The organism is Kitasatospora sp. NPDC004240 (genome assembly GCF_053603215.1).
On record NZ_JBSGFD010000028.1, the window covers coordinates 45,958 to 62,724 of the forward strand.

The 16,767-nt window shown below is 72.8% G+C and carries 9 protein-coding genes; 4 read left to right on the forward strand and 5 right to left on the reverse strand.

Annotated elements, in window-relative coordinates:
* The first annotated feature begins 149 nt into the window (after positions 1-149).
* Positions 150-1,517, forward strand: coding sequence for an L-serine ammonia-lyase (locus ACWEQL_RS10505; protein WP_452149810.1), 1,368 nt, complete (start codon positions 150-152; stop codon positions 1,515-1,517).
* Between the two features lie 489 nt (positions 1,518-2,006).
* Here the strand turns inward: ACWEQL_RS10505 and ACWEQL_RS10510 are convergent, their stop codons facing one another.
* The 4 genes from ACWEQL_RS10510 to ACWEQL_RS10525 all read right to left on the reverse strand — a co-directional run bounded on the left by ACWEQL_RS10510 (position 2,007) and on the right by ACWEQL_RS10525 (position 6,787).
* Positions 2,007-2,486 (reverse strand): ATP-binding protein, encoded by a 480-nt coding sequence (locus ACWEQL_RS10510; protein WP_452149811.1) that lies wholly within the window; start codon positions 2,484-2,486, stop codon positions 2,007-2,009.
* Between the two features lie 198 nt (positions 2,487-2,684).
* Entirely contained in the window at positions 2,685-3,899 is a 1,215-nt protein-coding gene (locus tag ACWEQL_RS10515; protein ID WP_452149812.1) for a L,D-transpeptidase, read from the reverse strand.
* Positions 3,900-4,101: 202 nt separating this feature from the next.
* Positions 4,102-5,376: a L,D-transpeptidase gene (locus ACWEQL_RS10520; protein WP_452149813.1), complete on the reverse strand. Its 1,275-nt coding sequence runs from the start codon at positions 5,374-5,376 to the stop codon at positions 4,102-4,104.
* A 190-nt stretch (positions 5,377-5,566) separates the two neighbouring features.
* The gene (locus ACWEQL_RS10525; protein ID WP_452149814.1) at positions 5,567-6,787 is read right to left on the reverse strand and encodes a L,D-transpeptidase; all 1,221 of its coding nucleotides are present in this window, start codon (positions 6,785-6,787) and stop codon (positions 5,567-5,569) included.
* Between the two features lie 205 nt (positions 6,788-6,992).
* On the opposite strand from ACWEQL_RS10525, the gene glgX reads away from it, so the two are divergent.
* The 3 genes from glgX to ACWEQL_RS10540 all read left to right on the forward strand — a co-directional run bounded on the left by glgX (position 6,993) and on the right by ACWEQL_RS10540 (position 13,053).
* A complete protein-coding gene (gene glgX / locus ACWEQL_RS10530; RefSeq protein WP_452149815.1) occupies positions 6,993-9,206 on the forward strand; it encodes a glycogen debranching protein GlgX in 2,214 nt (737 codons plus the stop codon).
* 149 nt (positions 9,207-9,355) lie between these two features.
* The gene (locus ACWEQL_RS10535) at positions 9,356-11,164 is read left to right on the forward strand and encodes an ABC transporter ATP-binding protein (protein ID WP_452149816.1); all 1,809 of its coding nucleotides are present in this window, start codon (positions 9,356-9,358) and stop codon (positions 11,162-11,164) included.
* Positions 11,161-13,053 carry an ABC transporter ATP-binding protein gene (locus tag ACWEQL_RS10540; protein WP_452149817.1) on the forward strand — a complete coding sequence of 631 codons (1,893 nt, stop codon included), beginning with the start codon at positions 11,161-11,163 and terminating at the stop codon, positions 13,051-13,053. Before ACWEQL_RS10535 ends, ACWEQL_RS10540 begins: the two co-directional genes overlap by 4 nt.
* Positions 13,054-13,168: 115 nt before the next feature.
* Here ACWEQL_RS10540 and glgP read toward each other — a convergent pair whose 3' ends face one another.
* A complete protein-coding gene (gene glgP / locus ACWEQL_RS10545; RefSeq protein ID WP_452149818.1) occupies positions 13,169-15,847 on the reverse strand; it encodes an alpha-glucan family phosphorylase in 2,679 nt (892 codons plus the stop codon).
* Positions 15,848-16,767: the final 920 nt, after the last annotated feature.

The following is a 16,767-nucleotide window of genomic DNA, read 5'->3' on the forward strand; positions in this document are numbered from 1 at the left end:
GTACCCACCGCGTACCCCTCCTGGTGACCGGCCTCACTCCGGCGGGCCACCTGTTGTTCCGGGGCACCGCGCACACTGGAATGTGCGCGCGGTGCCCCGTTCCATGCACCGCCCTGTCCTTCCACGAGACCAGACAAGGACGTCACCCCGTGGCCATCAGCGTCTTCGACCTCTTCTCCATCGGCATCGGCCCCTCCAGCTCGCACACCGTCGGCCCGATGCGCGCCGCCCGGATGTTCGCCCGCCGACTGAAGTCCGAGGGCCTGCTGACGGACGTCACCGCCGTCCGCGCCGAGCTGTACGGCTCCCTCGGCGCCACCGGCCACGGCCACGGCACCCCCAAGGCCGTCCTGCTGGGCCTGGAGAACAACTCCCCGCGCACCGTCGACGTCGACCGGGCCGACCAGGACGTCGAGCGGATAGGGGCCGAGAAGCGGATCAACCTGCTCGGCGTCCACCCGATCGACTTCGACCCCGACACCCAGCTGGTCCTGCACCGGCGCCGCTCGCTGCCGTACCACGCCAACGGCATGACCCTCTGGGCGTTCGGCGCCGACGGGCGGACCCTGCTGGAGAAGACCTACTACTCGGTCGGCGGCGGCTTCGTGGTCGACGAGGACGCCATCGGCGCCGAGCGCGTCAAGCCGGACGACACCGCGCTGCGCTACCCCTTCCGCACCGGCGAGGAGCTGCTGCGCCTCACCCGGGAGACCGGCCTGTCCATCTCCGGCCTGATGCTGGAGAACGAGAAGGCCTGGCGCACCGAGGAGGAGATCCGGGCCGGTCTGCTGGAGATCTGGCGGGTCATGCAGGAGTGCGTGCGCGCCGGCATGTCCCGCGAGGGCATCCTGCCCGGCGGCCTCAAGGTCCGCCGCCGCGCGGCCTCCGGCGCCCGGGCGCTGCGCGCCGAGGGCATCGGCCCGGCCAACGCCATGGAGTGGGTGACCCTCTACGCGATGGCCGTGAACGAGGAGAACGCCTCCGGCCGCCGCGTGGTCACCGCGCCCACCAACGGCGCCGCCGGCATCATCCCGGCCGTTCTGCACTACTACCTGAACTTCATCCCGGGCGCCGACGACGAGGGCATCGTCCGCTTCCTCCTCGCCGCCGGCGCGATCGGCATGCTCTTCAAGGAGAACGCCTCCATCTCCGGCGCCGAGGTCGGCTGCCAGGGCGAGGTCGGCTCCGCCTGCTCGATGGCGGCCGGCGGCCTCGCCGAGGTCCTCGGTGGCACCCCCGAGCAGGTCGAGAACGCGGCCGAGATCGGCATCGAGCACAACCTGGGCCTCACCTGCGACCCGGTCGGCGGCCTGGTCCAGATCCCGTGCATCGAGCGCAACGGCATGGCCTCCGTGAAGGCCGTCACCGCCGCCCGGATGGCCCTGCGCGGCGACGGCCGCCACCACGTCTCCCTCGACAAGGCGATCAAGACCATGAAGGAGACCGGCGCCGATATGAAGATCAAGTACAAGGAGACCTCGCGCGGCGGCCTCGCCGTCAACGTCATCGAGTGCTGACACCCCCCGCACCCTGACACCCCGGCCCCGGGACGGACCGTCCGTCCCGGGGCCCGCGCGTTCCCGGGGCGGGCGCGCGGACTCGCGATCGTCTTCCGCGCCCGAGGGTCGCACGCGGGGTACGGGGATCGCTACGGAAAAGTATCGATCATGAATAATCACAGGCGAGCGCGTTAACCCATGCAAATAGCAAAGGTGAACTGGGTTACAAGCCTTGGTTTCCAAGCCGCTCGGTTTGCCCACATGCTGAGATCCATGCGATAGTCGACGCAGTCCAGCGGCGGGCGCGAACACCGCGGTCACCCCTGGACGCGAACCACGGCCGGCCCGACCCGGCACGGCCGTCACCCATCGCGCGGCACGCACCCCCTTGGCCGGCGCGATGACCTGCAGGGGCCCCCACGCGCCGGACCACGGCGGTATCGGGGGCCCTGCGTGTTTCCGGCGGCGGGGAGGCGAGGGGGCGGGGTTCCGGTCGCGACGGGCGGCTCAGTGCCCCCGCTCGCGGGTCTTCAGCTCGAACCAGACGCCCTTGCCCCGCGGCAGCAGGTCCGCGCCCCAGCGGTCGGCCAGGTCGTCGACCACCACGAGGCCGCGCCCCCGCTCGTTGACCGGCAGCGGATCGGCCATGATCATGCAGGGCAGCGAACGGGAGGAGTCGCGGACCTCGATCCGCAGCCAGCCCGGCCGGCGGGTGATCTGCAGACCGATGGTGCGCCCGCCGGCGTGGCGCACGGCGTTGGAGACCAGCTCGCTGGTGAGCAGTTCACCGGCCTCCAGCTGCTGGTGCAGCTCCCAGGACTGGAGCACCGAGAGCACCAGCCTGCGCGCCAGCGGGCAGGATTCCGGCCGGGACGGGAGCCGCACCTCGCCCGGTTCCGTCTGATCGCACAGCTTGTCGAAGTACATCTGTTCCAGCTCCTCGGAGCTGCGCCGTTCCAGGGCCGCCAGCTCCCGCAGGAAGCTCACCGACGGAACGTCAGCGATCAAGCTGGTGCCCGGATGTGATGACTGATCTGTTTCGCCCCAACCCGCCATGCGCCCCATCATTGCGGAACGCAAGCGGCCGCGTACGGACAATGAACAAACGATCACCACCGCTCCGGCATATGCCGGACGCAACCCGGGCCGTTCGAACGTCAAGCCCGGGTTGCCGCACAACCGCTCCTACCAGGCACTCCAGTCGAGGTTCCAGCCGCTGAGGCCGTTGTCCGGCTCGACCTGGCCGCGCGAGGAATTCTGCACCTTGATCACGTCACCGATCAGCGAGCCGTCGTAGAAGGTGCCCGCCGAGGTGCCGGCGCCGCCGCCCTTGACGTCCTTGAGGCCGACGCAGCCGTGGCTGACGTTGTCCTCGCCGAAGGCGTTGCTCCAGTAGTTTCCGTGCACGTACGTCCCGGAGGTGGTCAGGCGCATCGAGTGCGGCACCTGGAGGTCGTACGGGGCGCCGGTCATCCCGGGCATCGAGCTGGACTGCATCCGGACCACGCCCTCCTTGGAGGAGATGACCATCACGCCGTTCCAGGTCGGGTGCTCCGGCGAGCCGGAGGTGATGTCGATGACCGAGCTCTGCCCGTCCTTGGTCACCGTCATCCGGTGGGTCTTGGCGTCAACCACCGAGGTCTGGGACCGCCCGATCGTGAAGGGCTCGTCCCGGTCGACGCCCCCGTAGACGCCCGGCGCGACCTCCACGCTCTTCAGCCGGTACTTCACGGTGACCTTGGTGCCCGGCGTCCAGTACTTCTCCGGGCGGAAGTCCACCCGCTTGTCGCCGAACCAGTGGCCCTTCACGGCCGTGCCGTTGTCGGTCTCGAAGGTGATCCCCTTCAGCACGGCGTCCTTGTTCTTCACCGCCTTGTCGAACTCCACCGAGACGATCATGCCGACGCCGTAGGTCGCGTCGTCGGCGATGTTGTCGCTCGGGGCGGCCTCGGCCTTCGGGGTCAGCGTGGTGAAGGACGAGCTCGCCGTGGCGACCACGCCGTTGGCGTCCGCGGCCTGGGCGCTGAGCCGGTAGGCGGTGCCGACCGCGAGGTTGGTGGTCGGGGCCCAGCTGCCGCCGTCCGGGGCCGTCGTCCCGGGCACCTCCTTGCCGGCCGCGTCGGTCACCTTGACCTGGGTGAGCTTGCCGCCGGCCACCGACACCCCGACCGCCCCCGGTGCCACGTCCGCCGCGCCGTCCTTCGGCCGGACGTCCAGCACGGCCGCCGAGACCGCGGGCGTCGCGGGCGCCGCCGGGGCCGTCGACGCGGCCCCCGCGGCCGCGCCCCCGCCCAGCTCCGCCTTGGCCGCCGAACCGCTCCCGCCCCCGCTGCAGGCACTGGTCAGCACCATCACACCGCCGAGCACCCCGGCGGCCACCACCTTGCGTATCGACTTCACAGCCGACTCCCTCCCATGCGTTCCGCCAGTTACACGCCGACGACACCCGAAAGGTTGCGCCGTTCGGAGGACAGTTACGCATGAAGGACGACCGGCCCGACCCCATCGAGTGAGGGGCCGGGCCGGTCGTTGCCGAAAGGTGCCCGAACGGAGATCTTCCGGGGGCTCACCGGGAGCCGGAGCGGCTACCGGGCGGGGTGGTCTACCAGTTCGCCCAGCCGACGTTCCAGCCGCTCAGGCCGTTGTCGGGGGCGACCGTCTTCTCCTTGGAGTTCTTGACCTCGACCACGTCACCGATGATCGAGTCGTTGAAGAACTTGCCGGCCACCGAGCTGTCGCTGCCGCCCTTGATGTCCTGCATCGAGATGCAGCCGTGGCTGGCGTTGGTCTTGCCGAACGGGTTCGCCCAGTAGTTGCCGTGGACGAAGGTGCCCGAGGTGGTCAGCCGCATGGCGTGCGGCACGTCCTGGATGTCGTACTCCTCGCCGAGACCCACGGTCTGCGAGTTCATCCGGGTGACCTTCTCCTTGCTGGAGATCACCATCTTGCCGTTCCAGGACGGGTTCTTCTCGTCGCCCAGGGTGACCGGGACGGTGGTCTTCTTGCCGTCGCGGTCGATGGTCATGGTGTGGGCGGCCGAGTCGGCGACCGAGACCTGGTACCGGCCGATGGTGAACGGCTGGTCCTTCTCCACGTCGCCGTAGACGCCGGGGGCGATCTCGACGTTCTTCAGCCGGTACTTCATGACGACCTTGGTGCCCGGCTTCCAGTACTCGGCCGGACGGAAGTCCACCCGCCGGTTGCCGAACCAGTGGCCCTTGACCTCGGTGCCGTTGTTGGTCTCGAACTTGATGCCGCCGACGACGGCGTCCTTGTTCTTGATGTCCTTGTTGAACACCACCGAGACGATCATGCCGACGCCGTAGGTGGCGTTGTCGGTGATGTTGTCGTTGGTGGACACCGTCTTCGCCGGGGTCAGCGTGGTGAAGGTGGTCGTGGACGCGACCACCTGGCCGTCGGCGTCCTTGGCCTGCGCGTTCACCTTGTACGCCATGCCGACGGCGAGCGCCGCGTTGGGCTTCCAGCCCGCGCCGTCGGGGCTGATCGTGCCCTCGACCGGCTTGCCGTTCTTGTCGGTCACCTCGACGGTGCTCAGCTTGCCGTTGGCCACCGCGACCTTCAGGCCGGTGGTCGGCACGTCGTCCGCCCCGTCCTTGGGGTCGACCGTCAGCACCGCGGCCGAGGTCTTGGCCGGGGCCGGCGTGCCCTGGCCCGTCGCCGGGGCGGTGCCGCCGGCCGTCGCGCCCGCGGTCGCCGCCGCGTCCCCGTTCCCACCGGCCTGACCGCCGCTGTCCTTGTCCCCCGTACACGCGGCACTGGCCAGCAGCACCCCGCCCATCAACAGCGCCACCGCGCCCCGCCGAGCCTTGCTCTGGCTGGTACGTATCGCGGCGTCGGCCGCCCTCACCGGCTTCACGGTCTCTCCCCTCCCGGTATTCATCCTGAATACACGCACGAATGCCCGGACGGGTTGCACCGGACGGCGATCTTTCGCACCGGGCCCCGGCGCGGAAGCAGGATAACTGGGCCGGATGAGTGAATCCTCGGGAGGATCCGGGTGGAGTCGGGGTGAATCGGCGGCCCGCGCACGGGGTGTTACCGGCGGGTCACTCCGTGCCGAGGGCGCTGCCCGCCAGCCACCGGTCCCAGGGCAGGTTCCAGCCGTTGAGGCCGTTGTGCGGCGGGACGACCTCCCCGGCGGAGCCCCTCACCTCGATCACGTCACCGGGGATGGTGTGCTCGAACAGCCAGCCCGCCGGGGTGTCCGCGGCCGTGCCGCCCTTGCTGTCGGCCAGGCCGATGCAGCCGTGGCTGGTGTTGGCGGTGCCGAAGACCGCCGGATCGGCCCAGTAGTTGCCGTGGACGAAGGTGCCCGAGGTGGTCAGCCGCATCGCGTGCGGCACGTCCTCGATGTCGTACTCGTCACCCATGCCGACGGTCTGCGAGTTCATCCGGGTCACCCTGAACTTCTCGGAGACCACCAGCGCGCCACGGTAGGTGGTGTGGGCGGGATCACCGCCGGAGACCGCGAGGGTGCGCAGCACCTCCGCCCCCTGCCGGACGGTCAGCGTGTGCGCGTCCAGGTCGACCGTGCTGACCTGGGCCCGGCCGATCGTGAAGCGGACGTCCTTGGACTGGGTGCCGTACTCGCCGGGCGCGCCCTCCACGTCCTTCAGCCGCAGCTCGACCCTGACCCTGGTGCCGGCCGCCCAGTACCGCTGCGGCCGCAGGTCCAGCCGCTGGTCCCCGAACCAGTGCGCGGCCACCCGCACCGGCGGCACCGCGCTCACCGACACCGCCCGCTCCACCGCCGCCCGGTCGGTGATCGGACGGCTGAAGCGCAGCGAGACCGGCATCCCCACGCCGACCGTCGAGCCGTCCTCGGGGGTGAAGAAGGCCACGAAGGTGTGCGCCCTGGCCGCGGTGGAGAAGGCGGTGCGCCGGGCCGCCCGCAGCCCCTGCCCGTCCTCGGCGACCGCCTCCAGGGTGAACGCGGTGGCCAGCGGCAGCAGCCCGTCCGGCATCCAGGTGCCGCCGTCCCCGGTGATCGTGCCCGGCACCTCGGTGCCCCGGGCGTCCGCCAGCCGTACGGACACCAGCCGGCCCTGCGTCACGGTGACCCGGACCGGGCCCTGCGGCGCGACGTCCCGGGTGCCGTCGGCGGGCAGCGCGGTGAGTGTGGCGCGGGAGACCGGCGGCGGCCCGGCGTGGCCGTGGGCCGGCGAGGACCCCCCGGCCCGGCCGCCACCGCCGACGCAGCCGGTCAGCAGGGCCAGCCCCGCCCCCGCGGCCGCCGCCCGCACCCACACCCGCCGTCCGGGGCGCATCCCGGGCCTCCCGCCTCTCGCGTCCGGTACCGGGCACAACGACCGCGCGCACCCCGGGACACGCCGGGGCACCTCGGGGCGCCTCGGAGCACACCGGGGACACGCCGGGCCGCAGGTCGACCGCTTCCGATCCGTGGGATCAGGGAACGATCAGGGAACAGGAAGTGAACGGGGTCCGGGACACCCCGACCGGGAGGGTGACGGCATGACGTGGCAGCAGCGGGAAGCCGGAGCGCCGGGGCCGGAGGGGCCCGTCGCGGATCCGCCCTGGCCCGGCAGCTGGCAGCCGCTGGGCGCCCGCTGCCGCGCCGACGCCCGGGGCCGCCGGGGCACCAACTTCGCCCTCTGGGCCGCCGGCGCCGAGGCCGTCGACCTCTGCCTCTTCGACGAGGACGGCCGGGAGACCAGACTCCGGCTGGAGGAGCACACCCTCCAGACCTGGCACGGCTTCGTACCCGGCGTCGGCCCCGGCACCCGCTACGGCTACCGCGTCCACGGCCGCTGGGACCCCTGGACCGGCGCCCGCTGGAACCCGGCCAAACTGCTGCTCGACCCGTACGCGCGGGCCGTCGACGGCTGCTACACCGCCGACGACGCGGTCTGCTCGGCGGTGCGCAACTGGCCCGAGGCCGAGGTCGCGGACACCGTCCGGGACAACCGCGACTCGGCCCGCTTCGTGCCCCGCTCGGTGGTCGTCCACGACGAGGACGACTGGTACGACGACCGCCGGCCCAAGACCCCCTGGGCCGAGACCGTACTGTACGAGACCCATGTGCGCGGCTTCACCATGCGCCACCCCGAGGTCCCGCCCGAACTGCGCGGCACCTACGCCGGCCTCGCCCACCCGGCCGCGATCGCCCACCTCACCGGCCTCGGCGTCACCGCCGTGGAGCTGCTGCCGGTCCACCAGTACGCCGACGAGGACCACCTCCAGGCCCGCGGGCTGGTCAACTACTGGGGGTACAACACCGTCGGCTACTTCGCCCCGCACGCCGGCTACTCCTCCTCCGGCAGCCGCGGCGGCCAGGTCGGCGAGTTCAAGCGGATGGTCCGGGCCCTGCACGCGGCCGGGATCGAGGTCATCCTCGACGTGGTCTACAACCACACCGCCGAGGCCTCCGAGCTCGGGCCCACCCTCTCGCTGCGCGGCATCGACAACGCCGGCTACTACCGGCTGCCGCACAACCGCCCGCGCGGCTACGCCGACTACACCGGCTGCGGCAACACCCTGGACACCCGGCGGCCCCAGGTCGTGCGGCTGATCACCGACTCGCTGCGCTACTGGGTCACCGAGATGGGCGTGGACGGCTTCCGCTTCGACCTCGCCGCCGCGCTGGCCCGCGGCGGCGACGGGGTCGACATGGAGCACCCGTTCCTCTCCGCCGTCGCCCAGGACCCGGTGCTCAGCCGGGTCAAGCTGATCGCCGAGCCCTGGGACGTCGGCATGGGCGGCTACCAGGTCGGCGGCTTCCCCCCGCTGTGGGCCGAGTGGAACGACCGCTACCGCGACACCGTCCGGGACTTCTGGCGCGGCGCCCGCCCCGACGTACGGGAGCTCGGCTACCGGCTCTCCGGCTCCTCCGACCTCTACCAGCGCGGCGGGCGCCGCCCGTACGCCTCGGTCAACTTCGTCACCGCCCACGACGGGTTCACCCTGCGCGACCTGGTCAGCTACGACCGCAAGCACAACGAGGCCAACGGCGAGCAGAACCGCGACGGCACCGACGACAACCGCTCCTGGAACCACGGCGCCGAGGGCGAGAGCACCGACCCCGCCGTCCGGGCGCTGCGGCGGCGGCAGCTGCGCAACCTGCTGGCCACCCTGCTGCTCTCCGCCGGGGTGCCGATGCTCACCGCCGGCGACGAGCTCGGCCGCACCCAGGGCGGCAACAACAACGCGTACTGCCAGGACAACGAGGTCAGCTGGCTTGACTGGAGCCTGCTGGACGACCCCGAATGGCGGGCGCTGTACCGGCTGACCGCACGGCTGGTACGGCTGCGGCGCGAGCACCCGGTGCTGCGCCGGCGGGCGTTCTTCTCCGGCCGGGCCGCCACCCCCGGCGGGCAGCCCGACCTCGCCTGGTTCACCCCGCAGGGCAAGGAGATGACCGAGGCCGACTGGTTCACCCCGACCGGCTGCCTGGGGATGCTGCTCTCCGGCAGCGCCCTCGGCGAGCGCGACCCGGACGGGAACCCGCTGCGGGACGACGACTTCCTGCTGTTGCTCAACGCCGGTCACCAGCCGCGCCCCTTCACCCTGCCCGGCGAGCCGGGCACGGCGTACGGGACGCTGCTGGACACCGCGGTCGAGGACCTCGGGAACGGTCCGGAGCAGCGCGCCGCGGAACACCTCGCCGGGAAGGCCGTGGTGCTGGACGGACGCTCACTGATGCTGCTGCGCACCCCCGCCACCGGCTGACCGCCGGGGCCCGTGCGCCCCTGCCGCACCGGGGCCCGCCGGACGCGCCCCACGGCGCACGGGCCCCGGCGCACGGGGTGGCCGGAACTCGACGACAGGTGCGAATAACCGGATGAATAATGTCGGGTTCCCGACCTACGCTCGCGACGATGTCCGAGAAACCCTCACCCCCGACCCGACCCCCCGCCCACCGGTCGACGGTCCGCTCGCTGCTGCGCCTGTGGCCCTACGTCCGGCCGATCCGCTGGCGGCTGGCCTCCTCGGTGGTCGCGGCCTGCATCGCCATGCTCAGCGTGCTCGGCACCACCACCGTGCTCGGGCGGATCGTGGACGGGCCGATCGCCGACCATGACCTCGGCGCCCTCTGGCCCTGGGCGGCGCTGCTGCTGTTCCTCGGCCTCGTCGAGGCGGCGCTGTTCTACGCCCGCCGGGTCATCCTGGCCCGCCCGCTCGCCGGGGTCGAGACGGCCATGCGCGGCGACCTCTTCGCGAAGCTCCAGCGGCTGCCGGTCTCCTTCCACGACCGCTGGGGGTCGGGGCAGCTGCTCTCCCGGGCCACCTCCGACATGTTCACCATGCGGCTCTTCCTGACCTTCCCGCTGGTGTTCATCATCGTCAACTCGGTGATGTTCCTGTCCGGCACGGCCCTGATGTTCACCCAGGACTGGCGGCTCGCACTGATCGTGCTGACGCCCGCCGTCCCGCTGCTGCTGCTCACCCGCCGCTTCGAGTCCGGCTACTCCGAGAACGCCCGCCGTGCCCAGGACCAGAACGGCGACCTCGCCACCGTGATCGAGGAGTCCATCCTCGGCATCCGCATCGTCAAGGCCTTCGGCCGGCACCGCTCCATGGCCGAGCGCTTCCGCGACCACTCCCGCGACCTGCGCCGCACCGAGCTGCGCAAGGCCGGGCTGCTCGCCAACCTGTGGGCGGTCATCGTCGGCCTGCCCGAGCTCGCCCTCGGCTGCGCGCTCGCCGCCGGCGCCTACCTGGTCGCCCACGACGAGCTCAGCACCGGCACCCTGGTCGCCTTCCTCACCACCGCGCTCGCCCTGCGCTGGCCGGTCGACTCGCTCGGCTGGCTGCTCGCGTACGCCAACGAGGCCGCCACCGCCACCGACCGGTTCTTCGAGATCCTCGACCAGCCGGAACCCGCCGACACCGCCGCCCCCGCGGGCGCCGCACCGGCGGGCAGCCGGGACGGCATCCGGCTCAGCGGCGTCCGCTTCCGCTACCCCGACGCCCCGCCCGGCACCCCCGACCTGCTCCGGGGCGTCGACCTGCACATCCGCAGCGGCGAGACGATGGCCCTGGTCGGTGCCACCGGCAGCGGCAAGACCACCCTCACCGCCCTGCTCCCCCGGCTGTACGAGGCCACCGGCGGCACCATCACCCTGGACGGGCGGGACGTGCGCGGGCTGCCCCGCGACGAACTGCGCGAACTGGTCTCGGTCGCCTTCGAGGAGCCCACCCTGTTCTCCGCCACCGTCAAGGAGAACGTCCTGATGGGCGCGCCCGGCGCCACCGCCGCCGACCTCGGCGACGCGCTCGCCACCGCCCAGGCCGGCTTCGTCGAGAAGCTGCCCGAGGGCGTCGACACCGAGGTCGGCGAGCAGGGCCTCAGCCTGTCCGGCGGCCAGCGCCAGCGGCTCGCACTGGCCCGCGCGGTGGTCGGCCGGCCCGACTTCCTGGTGCTCGACGACCCGCTCTCCGCGCTCGACGTGCACACCGAGGCCCAGGTCGAACGGGCGCTGCGCCAGGTGCTCGGCTCCACCACCGCCCTGGTGGTGGCCCACCGGCCGTCCACCGTGCTACTCGCCGACCGGGTCGCCGTGCTCGCCGGCGGCCGGATCGAGGCGGTCGGCACCCACCAGGAGCTGCTGCGCGGCTCCGCCGTCTACCGCGAACTGATGTCGGGCGAGCCCGCCCCCGTCCCGGAGGGGAGCCCCGCCCGATGACCACCACCGTCGGCCCCGCCCCGAGCGACCACGACGCGCTCGACCGACCCGCCGGCCCCGCCGCGGACGCCGCCGCTCAGGCCGCCCCGGAGGAGGAACTCCCGCCGCCCCCGGCGGACGAGGAGGACATCCCCGTCCCGCCGGGCGCCCCGCGCGCCCTGCTGCGCGAACTGCTCGGCCCGCACCGGCGGCGGATCGCCGTCGCCATGACGGTGATCCTGGTCCAGCAGGCCGCCCTGCAGTCCGGGCCGCTGCTGGTCGCCGTCGCGATCGACCGCGGCATCCCGGCGCTGCGCGACTCCGACGCCGGCCCGCTGATCGCGGTGATCACCGCCTACCTGTCCTTCGCGGTGCTGAGCACGGTGCTGCAGTGGGCGTTCATCAAGATCAGCGCGCGGATCAACCAGGACATCCTGCTGGAGCTGCGCGGCCGGATCTTCCGGCACTCGCAGCGGCTGAGCCTGGACTTCCACGAGCGCTACACCTCGGGGCGGATCATCTCCCGCGCCACCAGCGACGTGGACGCCCTGCGCGAACTGCTCTCCGAGGGCCTCCAGGAGCTGCTGTCGGTCTTCCTGTCGGTCTGCTACATCTCGGTGCTGCTGCTGGTGCTAGACTGGCGGCTCGGCCTGGTCTCGCTGCTCTCCTTCGGGCCGCTGTTCCTGATCGCCCGCTCGTTCCGGCGCCGCTCCCGCACGGTCTACCGGCGCTCGCGCACCGCGGCCGCCTCGCTCATCGTCCGCTTCGGCGAGACCATGAACGGCATCCGCCCGGTGCAGGCGTTCCGCCGCGAGCGCGCCAACGACGCCGCCTTCGGCCTGGTCAACCGCCAGTCGGCCACCGCCACCGCGGACGGTCTGCTGGAGATCGCCCGCTACGTCGGCCTGTCCCGGACCACCGCCAACCTGTGGATCACCGGGGTGGTCGTGCTCGGCGCGTTCATGGTCACCGAGGACGCCCTGGCGCTCGGCGCGCTCACCGGCCTCGTGCTCTACCTGCGCCGGCTGTACGACCCGATCGACCAGCTGGCGATGTTCCTGAACAGCTACCAGTCGGCCGCCGCCGCCCTGGAGAAGATCGCCGGCCTGCTCGCCCACGAGCCGACCGTCGCCGAGCCGGCCGCGCCGGTGACCCTGCCGAAGTCGCTCACCAAGGGCCGCGAGGTGCGGTTCGAGGGCACCCGCTTCGCCTACCGCACCGGCAAGGAGGTGCTGCCGCCCTTCGACCTGGTGCTGCCCGCCGGGCAGACCGTGGCCGTGGTCGGCGCCACCGGTGCCGGCAAGTCCACGGTGGCCAAGCTGCTGGCCCGCTTCTACGACCCGACCGACGGCCGGATCACCCTGGACGGCGTCGACCTGCGCGATCTCGCCACGCCCGAACTGCGCCGCGGGGTGGTCATGGTGACCCAGGAGTCCTTCCTGTTCTCCGGGACGGTCGCCGAGAACATCGCCCTCGGCCGCCCCGGCGCCACCCGCGAGGAGGTCGAGCAGGCCGCCCGGGACATCGGCGCGTACGAGTTCGTCGCCGCGCTGCCGGACGGCTTCGACACCGACGTGCGCAAGCGCGGCGGGCGGATCTCGGCCGGACAGCGCCAGCTGGTGGCCTTCGCCCGGGCCCTGCTGGCCGACCCGGCGGTGCTGATCCTGGACGAGGCGACCAGTTCGCTGGACGTCCCCGGCGAGCAGGCCGTCCAGCGGGCGATGCGCACGGTGCTCGCCGGCCGCACTGCCGTGATCATCGCCCACCGGCTCTCCACCGTGGAGATCGCCGACCGGGTGCTGGTCATGGAACAGGGCCGGATCGTCGAGGACGGCAGCCCCGCCGACCTGATCGCCGGCACCGGGCGCTTCGCCGACCTGCACCGCACCTGGCGGGAGAGCCTGGTCTGAGCCCGGGCCCCGGGCGTCCGGTCCGGACGTGCGGGCCCGACGGTGAGGTGAGGTGAGGGGGAGGCCCGGACGGTCCTCCCCCTCACCGGCTCCTCGGCCCGGCGGGGGCCGGGTCTCAGCGCAGCAGCACCGCGTCCATGCCCGCCGACTCCGCCGGCAGCGCGACCAGGCCCGGCTCGGCCGGGGAGGCCAGCAGCGGATGGGCCGGCAGCACCCGGACGGTGTAGCCGAACGGGCCGGTGCGGCAGAGCTCCAGCGAGCCCTCGTAGCGGGTGCGCCCGTCCAGGTCCGGCCCGCCGACCGGCTTGAGGGCGAGCAGCGCGGCGTCCGAGATGCCGTCCGATTCGTCCACCCGCCCGGAGACCACCTGCACCTCGACGTCGCCGGGCTCCAGCGCGCCCAGGGTGACCTGCACCCGCAGCGCCAGCGCGGCGCCCAGCTCCTGCGCCTCGTCCGGGCACTCGGCCTCGACGTGCTCGACCCGTACCGAGGGCCAGGCCTCCCGGATCCGCGCCTTCCAGTCGGCCAGCTCCCGCGCCCCGGCGTGCGGCCGCCCGCCGGCCGGGGCGTGCGCCAGCTCCCGCTGGGCCAGCGCCGCGGGGGTGTACAGCCGGTCCACGTACTCGCGGACCATCCGGCCGGCCAGCACCTTGGGCCCGAGGGTGACCAGGGTGTGCCGGACCATGGCGATCCAGCGGTGCGGCAGCCCGTCCGTGCCCCGGTCGTAGAAGCGGGCGGCCACCTGGTGCTCGATCAGGTCGTACAGCGCGGCGGCCTCGATGTCGTCGCGCCGCTCGGCCTCGGCGCTCTCCGGGTCGAGGACCCCGGAGCCGGCCCCGTCGGCGGTGGGGATCGCCCAGCCGTTCTGGCCGTCGTACCACTCGTCCCACCAGCCGTCGAGGACGGACAGGTTGAGGCAGCCGTTGAGCGCGGCCTTCATCCCGGAGGTGCCGCAGGCCTCCAGCGGGCGCAGCGGGTTGTTGAGCCAGACGTCGCAGCCCGGGTAGAGGTGCTGGGCCATCGCCATGTCGTAGTCCGGCAGGAAGACGATCCGGTGCCGGACCGCCGGGTCGTCGGCGAAGGCCACCATCTGCTGGATCAGCCGCTTGCCGCCGTCGTCGGCCGGGTGGGCCTTGCCGGCGACCACGATCTGCACCGGGCGGGTGGGGTGCAGCAGCAGGGCGCGCAGCCGCTGCGGATCGCGCAGCATCAGGGTGAGCCGCTTGTACGAGGGCACCCGGCGGGCGAAGCCGATGGTGAGCACGTCCGGGTCGAGCACCGAGCCGACCCAGCCGAGCTCGGCGTCCCCGGCCCCGCGCTGGCGCCAGGAGACGCGCACCCGGCGGCGGGCCTCCTCGACCAGCTGGGAGCGCAGGGTGCGGCGCAGGTCCCAGACCTCGCTGTTGCCGATCCGTTCCAGGGCCGTCCAGCGCTTGGCGTCGCCGGTGGTCATGGCCTCCTCGGCGCGTTCGGCGCCGAGCGCGGCGGCACCGAGGGACACCACGGCCGGGTCGATCCAGGTGGCGGCGTGGACGCCGTTGGTGACCGAGGTGATCGGCACCTCCGTCGTGTCGAAGCCCGGCCAGAGCCCGTTGAACATGGCCCGGCTGACCTCGCCGTGCAGGGTGGAGACGCCGTTGGCGCGCTGGGCGAGCCGCAGGCCCATGGCGGCCATGTTGAACAGCTTGGGGTCGCCGCCGCGCCAGGTCTCGGCGCCGAGGGCGAGGACCTGCTCGGCCGGGACGCCGGGCAGTGCGGCGTCGCCGCCGAAGTGGCGGGCGACCAGCTCGCGGTCGAAGCGGTCGATGCCGGCCGGGACCGGCGTGTGGGTGGTGAAGAGGGTGCCGGCGCGGACCGACTCCAGGGCGGCCGCGAAGCCCAGGCCCTCCCCGGCGATCAGCTCCCGGATCCGCTCCACGCCGAGGAAGCCGGCGTGGCCCTCGTTGGTGTGGAAGACCTCGGGGGCGGGGTGCCCGGTGAGCCGGCAGTAGGCGCGCACCGCGCGGACGCCGCCGATGCCGAGCAGCATCTCCTGGAGCAGCCGGTGCTCGCTGCCGCCGCCGTAGAGGCGGTCGGTGACGTCGCGCTCGGCGGCCGAGTTGGCCTCGGTGTCGGAGTCGAGCAGCAGGAGCGGGACGCGGCCCACCTGGGCCTTCCAGATGTGCGCGGCCAGCGTGCGGCCGGCCGGCAGGGCGAGGTCGACCCGGGTGGGTGTGCCGTCGGGCTCGCGCAGCAGGCTGACGGCGAGCTCGTCCGGGTCCAGCAGCGGGTAGCGCTCCTGCTGCCAGCCGTCCCGGCTGAGCGACTGCCGGAAGTAGCCGTGCCGGTAGAACAGCCCGACGCCGATGACCGGCACGCCGAGGTCGCTGGCGGCCTTGAGGTGGTCGCCGGCCAGGATGCCGAGCCCTCCGGAGTACTGGGGCAGCGCGGCGGCGATGCCGTACTCGGGCGAGAAGTAGGCGATCGCGGCGGGCAGCGGGGCGTCGGCGGCCTGCTCGGCGGCCTGGTACCAGCGCGGGCCGGCGAGGTACTCGCGCAGGTCGTCGGCGAGGTCGCCGAGTCTGCGCAGGAAGCGCCGGTCGGCGGCCAGCGCGGCGAGGCGCACCGCCGGGACCTCGCCCAGCAGCCGCACCGGGTCCTCACCGGTGGCGGCCCAGACCTCCGGGTCCACGGACCGGAAGAGGTCCCTGGTCTCGGGGTGCCAGGACCAGCGCAGGTTGAGGGCCAGCTCGTGCAACGGCTGGAGTTGTTCGGGCAGGACGGTGCGGACGGTGAATCTGCGGATTGCCTTCACGGCGTGAAGCGTAGCCGCGCACACCGTCATGATGGTGCGTCAAGTGGGCTATTCGCCCTCCGTTCGGCCCATTGATGAGATCGCATTCGGCGCATTGGACTGCACGGGGGGCGCGCAGGGCGCACTTTCCGGGCCCGCACGCTCCCAAATGTGAACTCTGCAAGTCGGCCGCATTTCCGCCACTGGCTCCTCCTGCAGCCGGGCCCGAAACTACTGTCGTACTGCTGCACAATCACCGTCGGTGATGCGACTATGAACCAAGGTCGTTGATGCTGTGGGGTGTGCGGCGACGGGTGGCGCCCCCCGTGAAGCAGCACGTCCGAATCCTTTTCGCGTTGACCGACCCTCATCCTCCTTAGCCCATTCGGCGTTCACTCCGGACCGGTGCGTGTCCTCGGGCCCGGCCCGCTCGTTCTCGGGTGGGTTGGGTCACCCAGGGGCGCGCCCCGGGAGGCGTGCGCCGGGACGCGCACGGGCTCCCGGGCGCCCCACCACGGGCTCGGCGGGAGTCGGGCAGGTTGCCGGGTACGGCGGCGCGGGCAGGCTCCGGTCGCGCGCGTCCTCCCCACCCAGCAGTCCTCCCGGTACTCCCCTGGCCCCTGACCGGCCCGCGGGAGCTGCCGCCGATCTCGGGCAGGAGCTTGGCATGCACGGCGACACACGGGACCAGTCCACACCGATGGCCGAAACCCCCGACGCAGCGGTCGCGGAATCCGCCGGACGGATGGATTCTGACACTCGGACAGACGCGGCGATGCCCGGGCCACGGGCCGCCGGGGCTATCCGTACGGAGCGGCCCGAACCGGCCCCGGAACCCGGGGCGGGCGCAGCGCCAGGCTCAGCTGGCTCTCCGCCACCTCGCGCCGCTCGTCGTCCGCCGCCCGCGCGGCGTGCGCGGCGTCCGCCAGCAACAGCGAGGC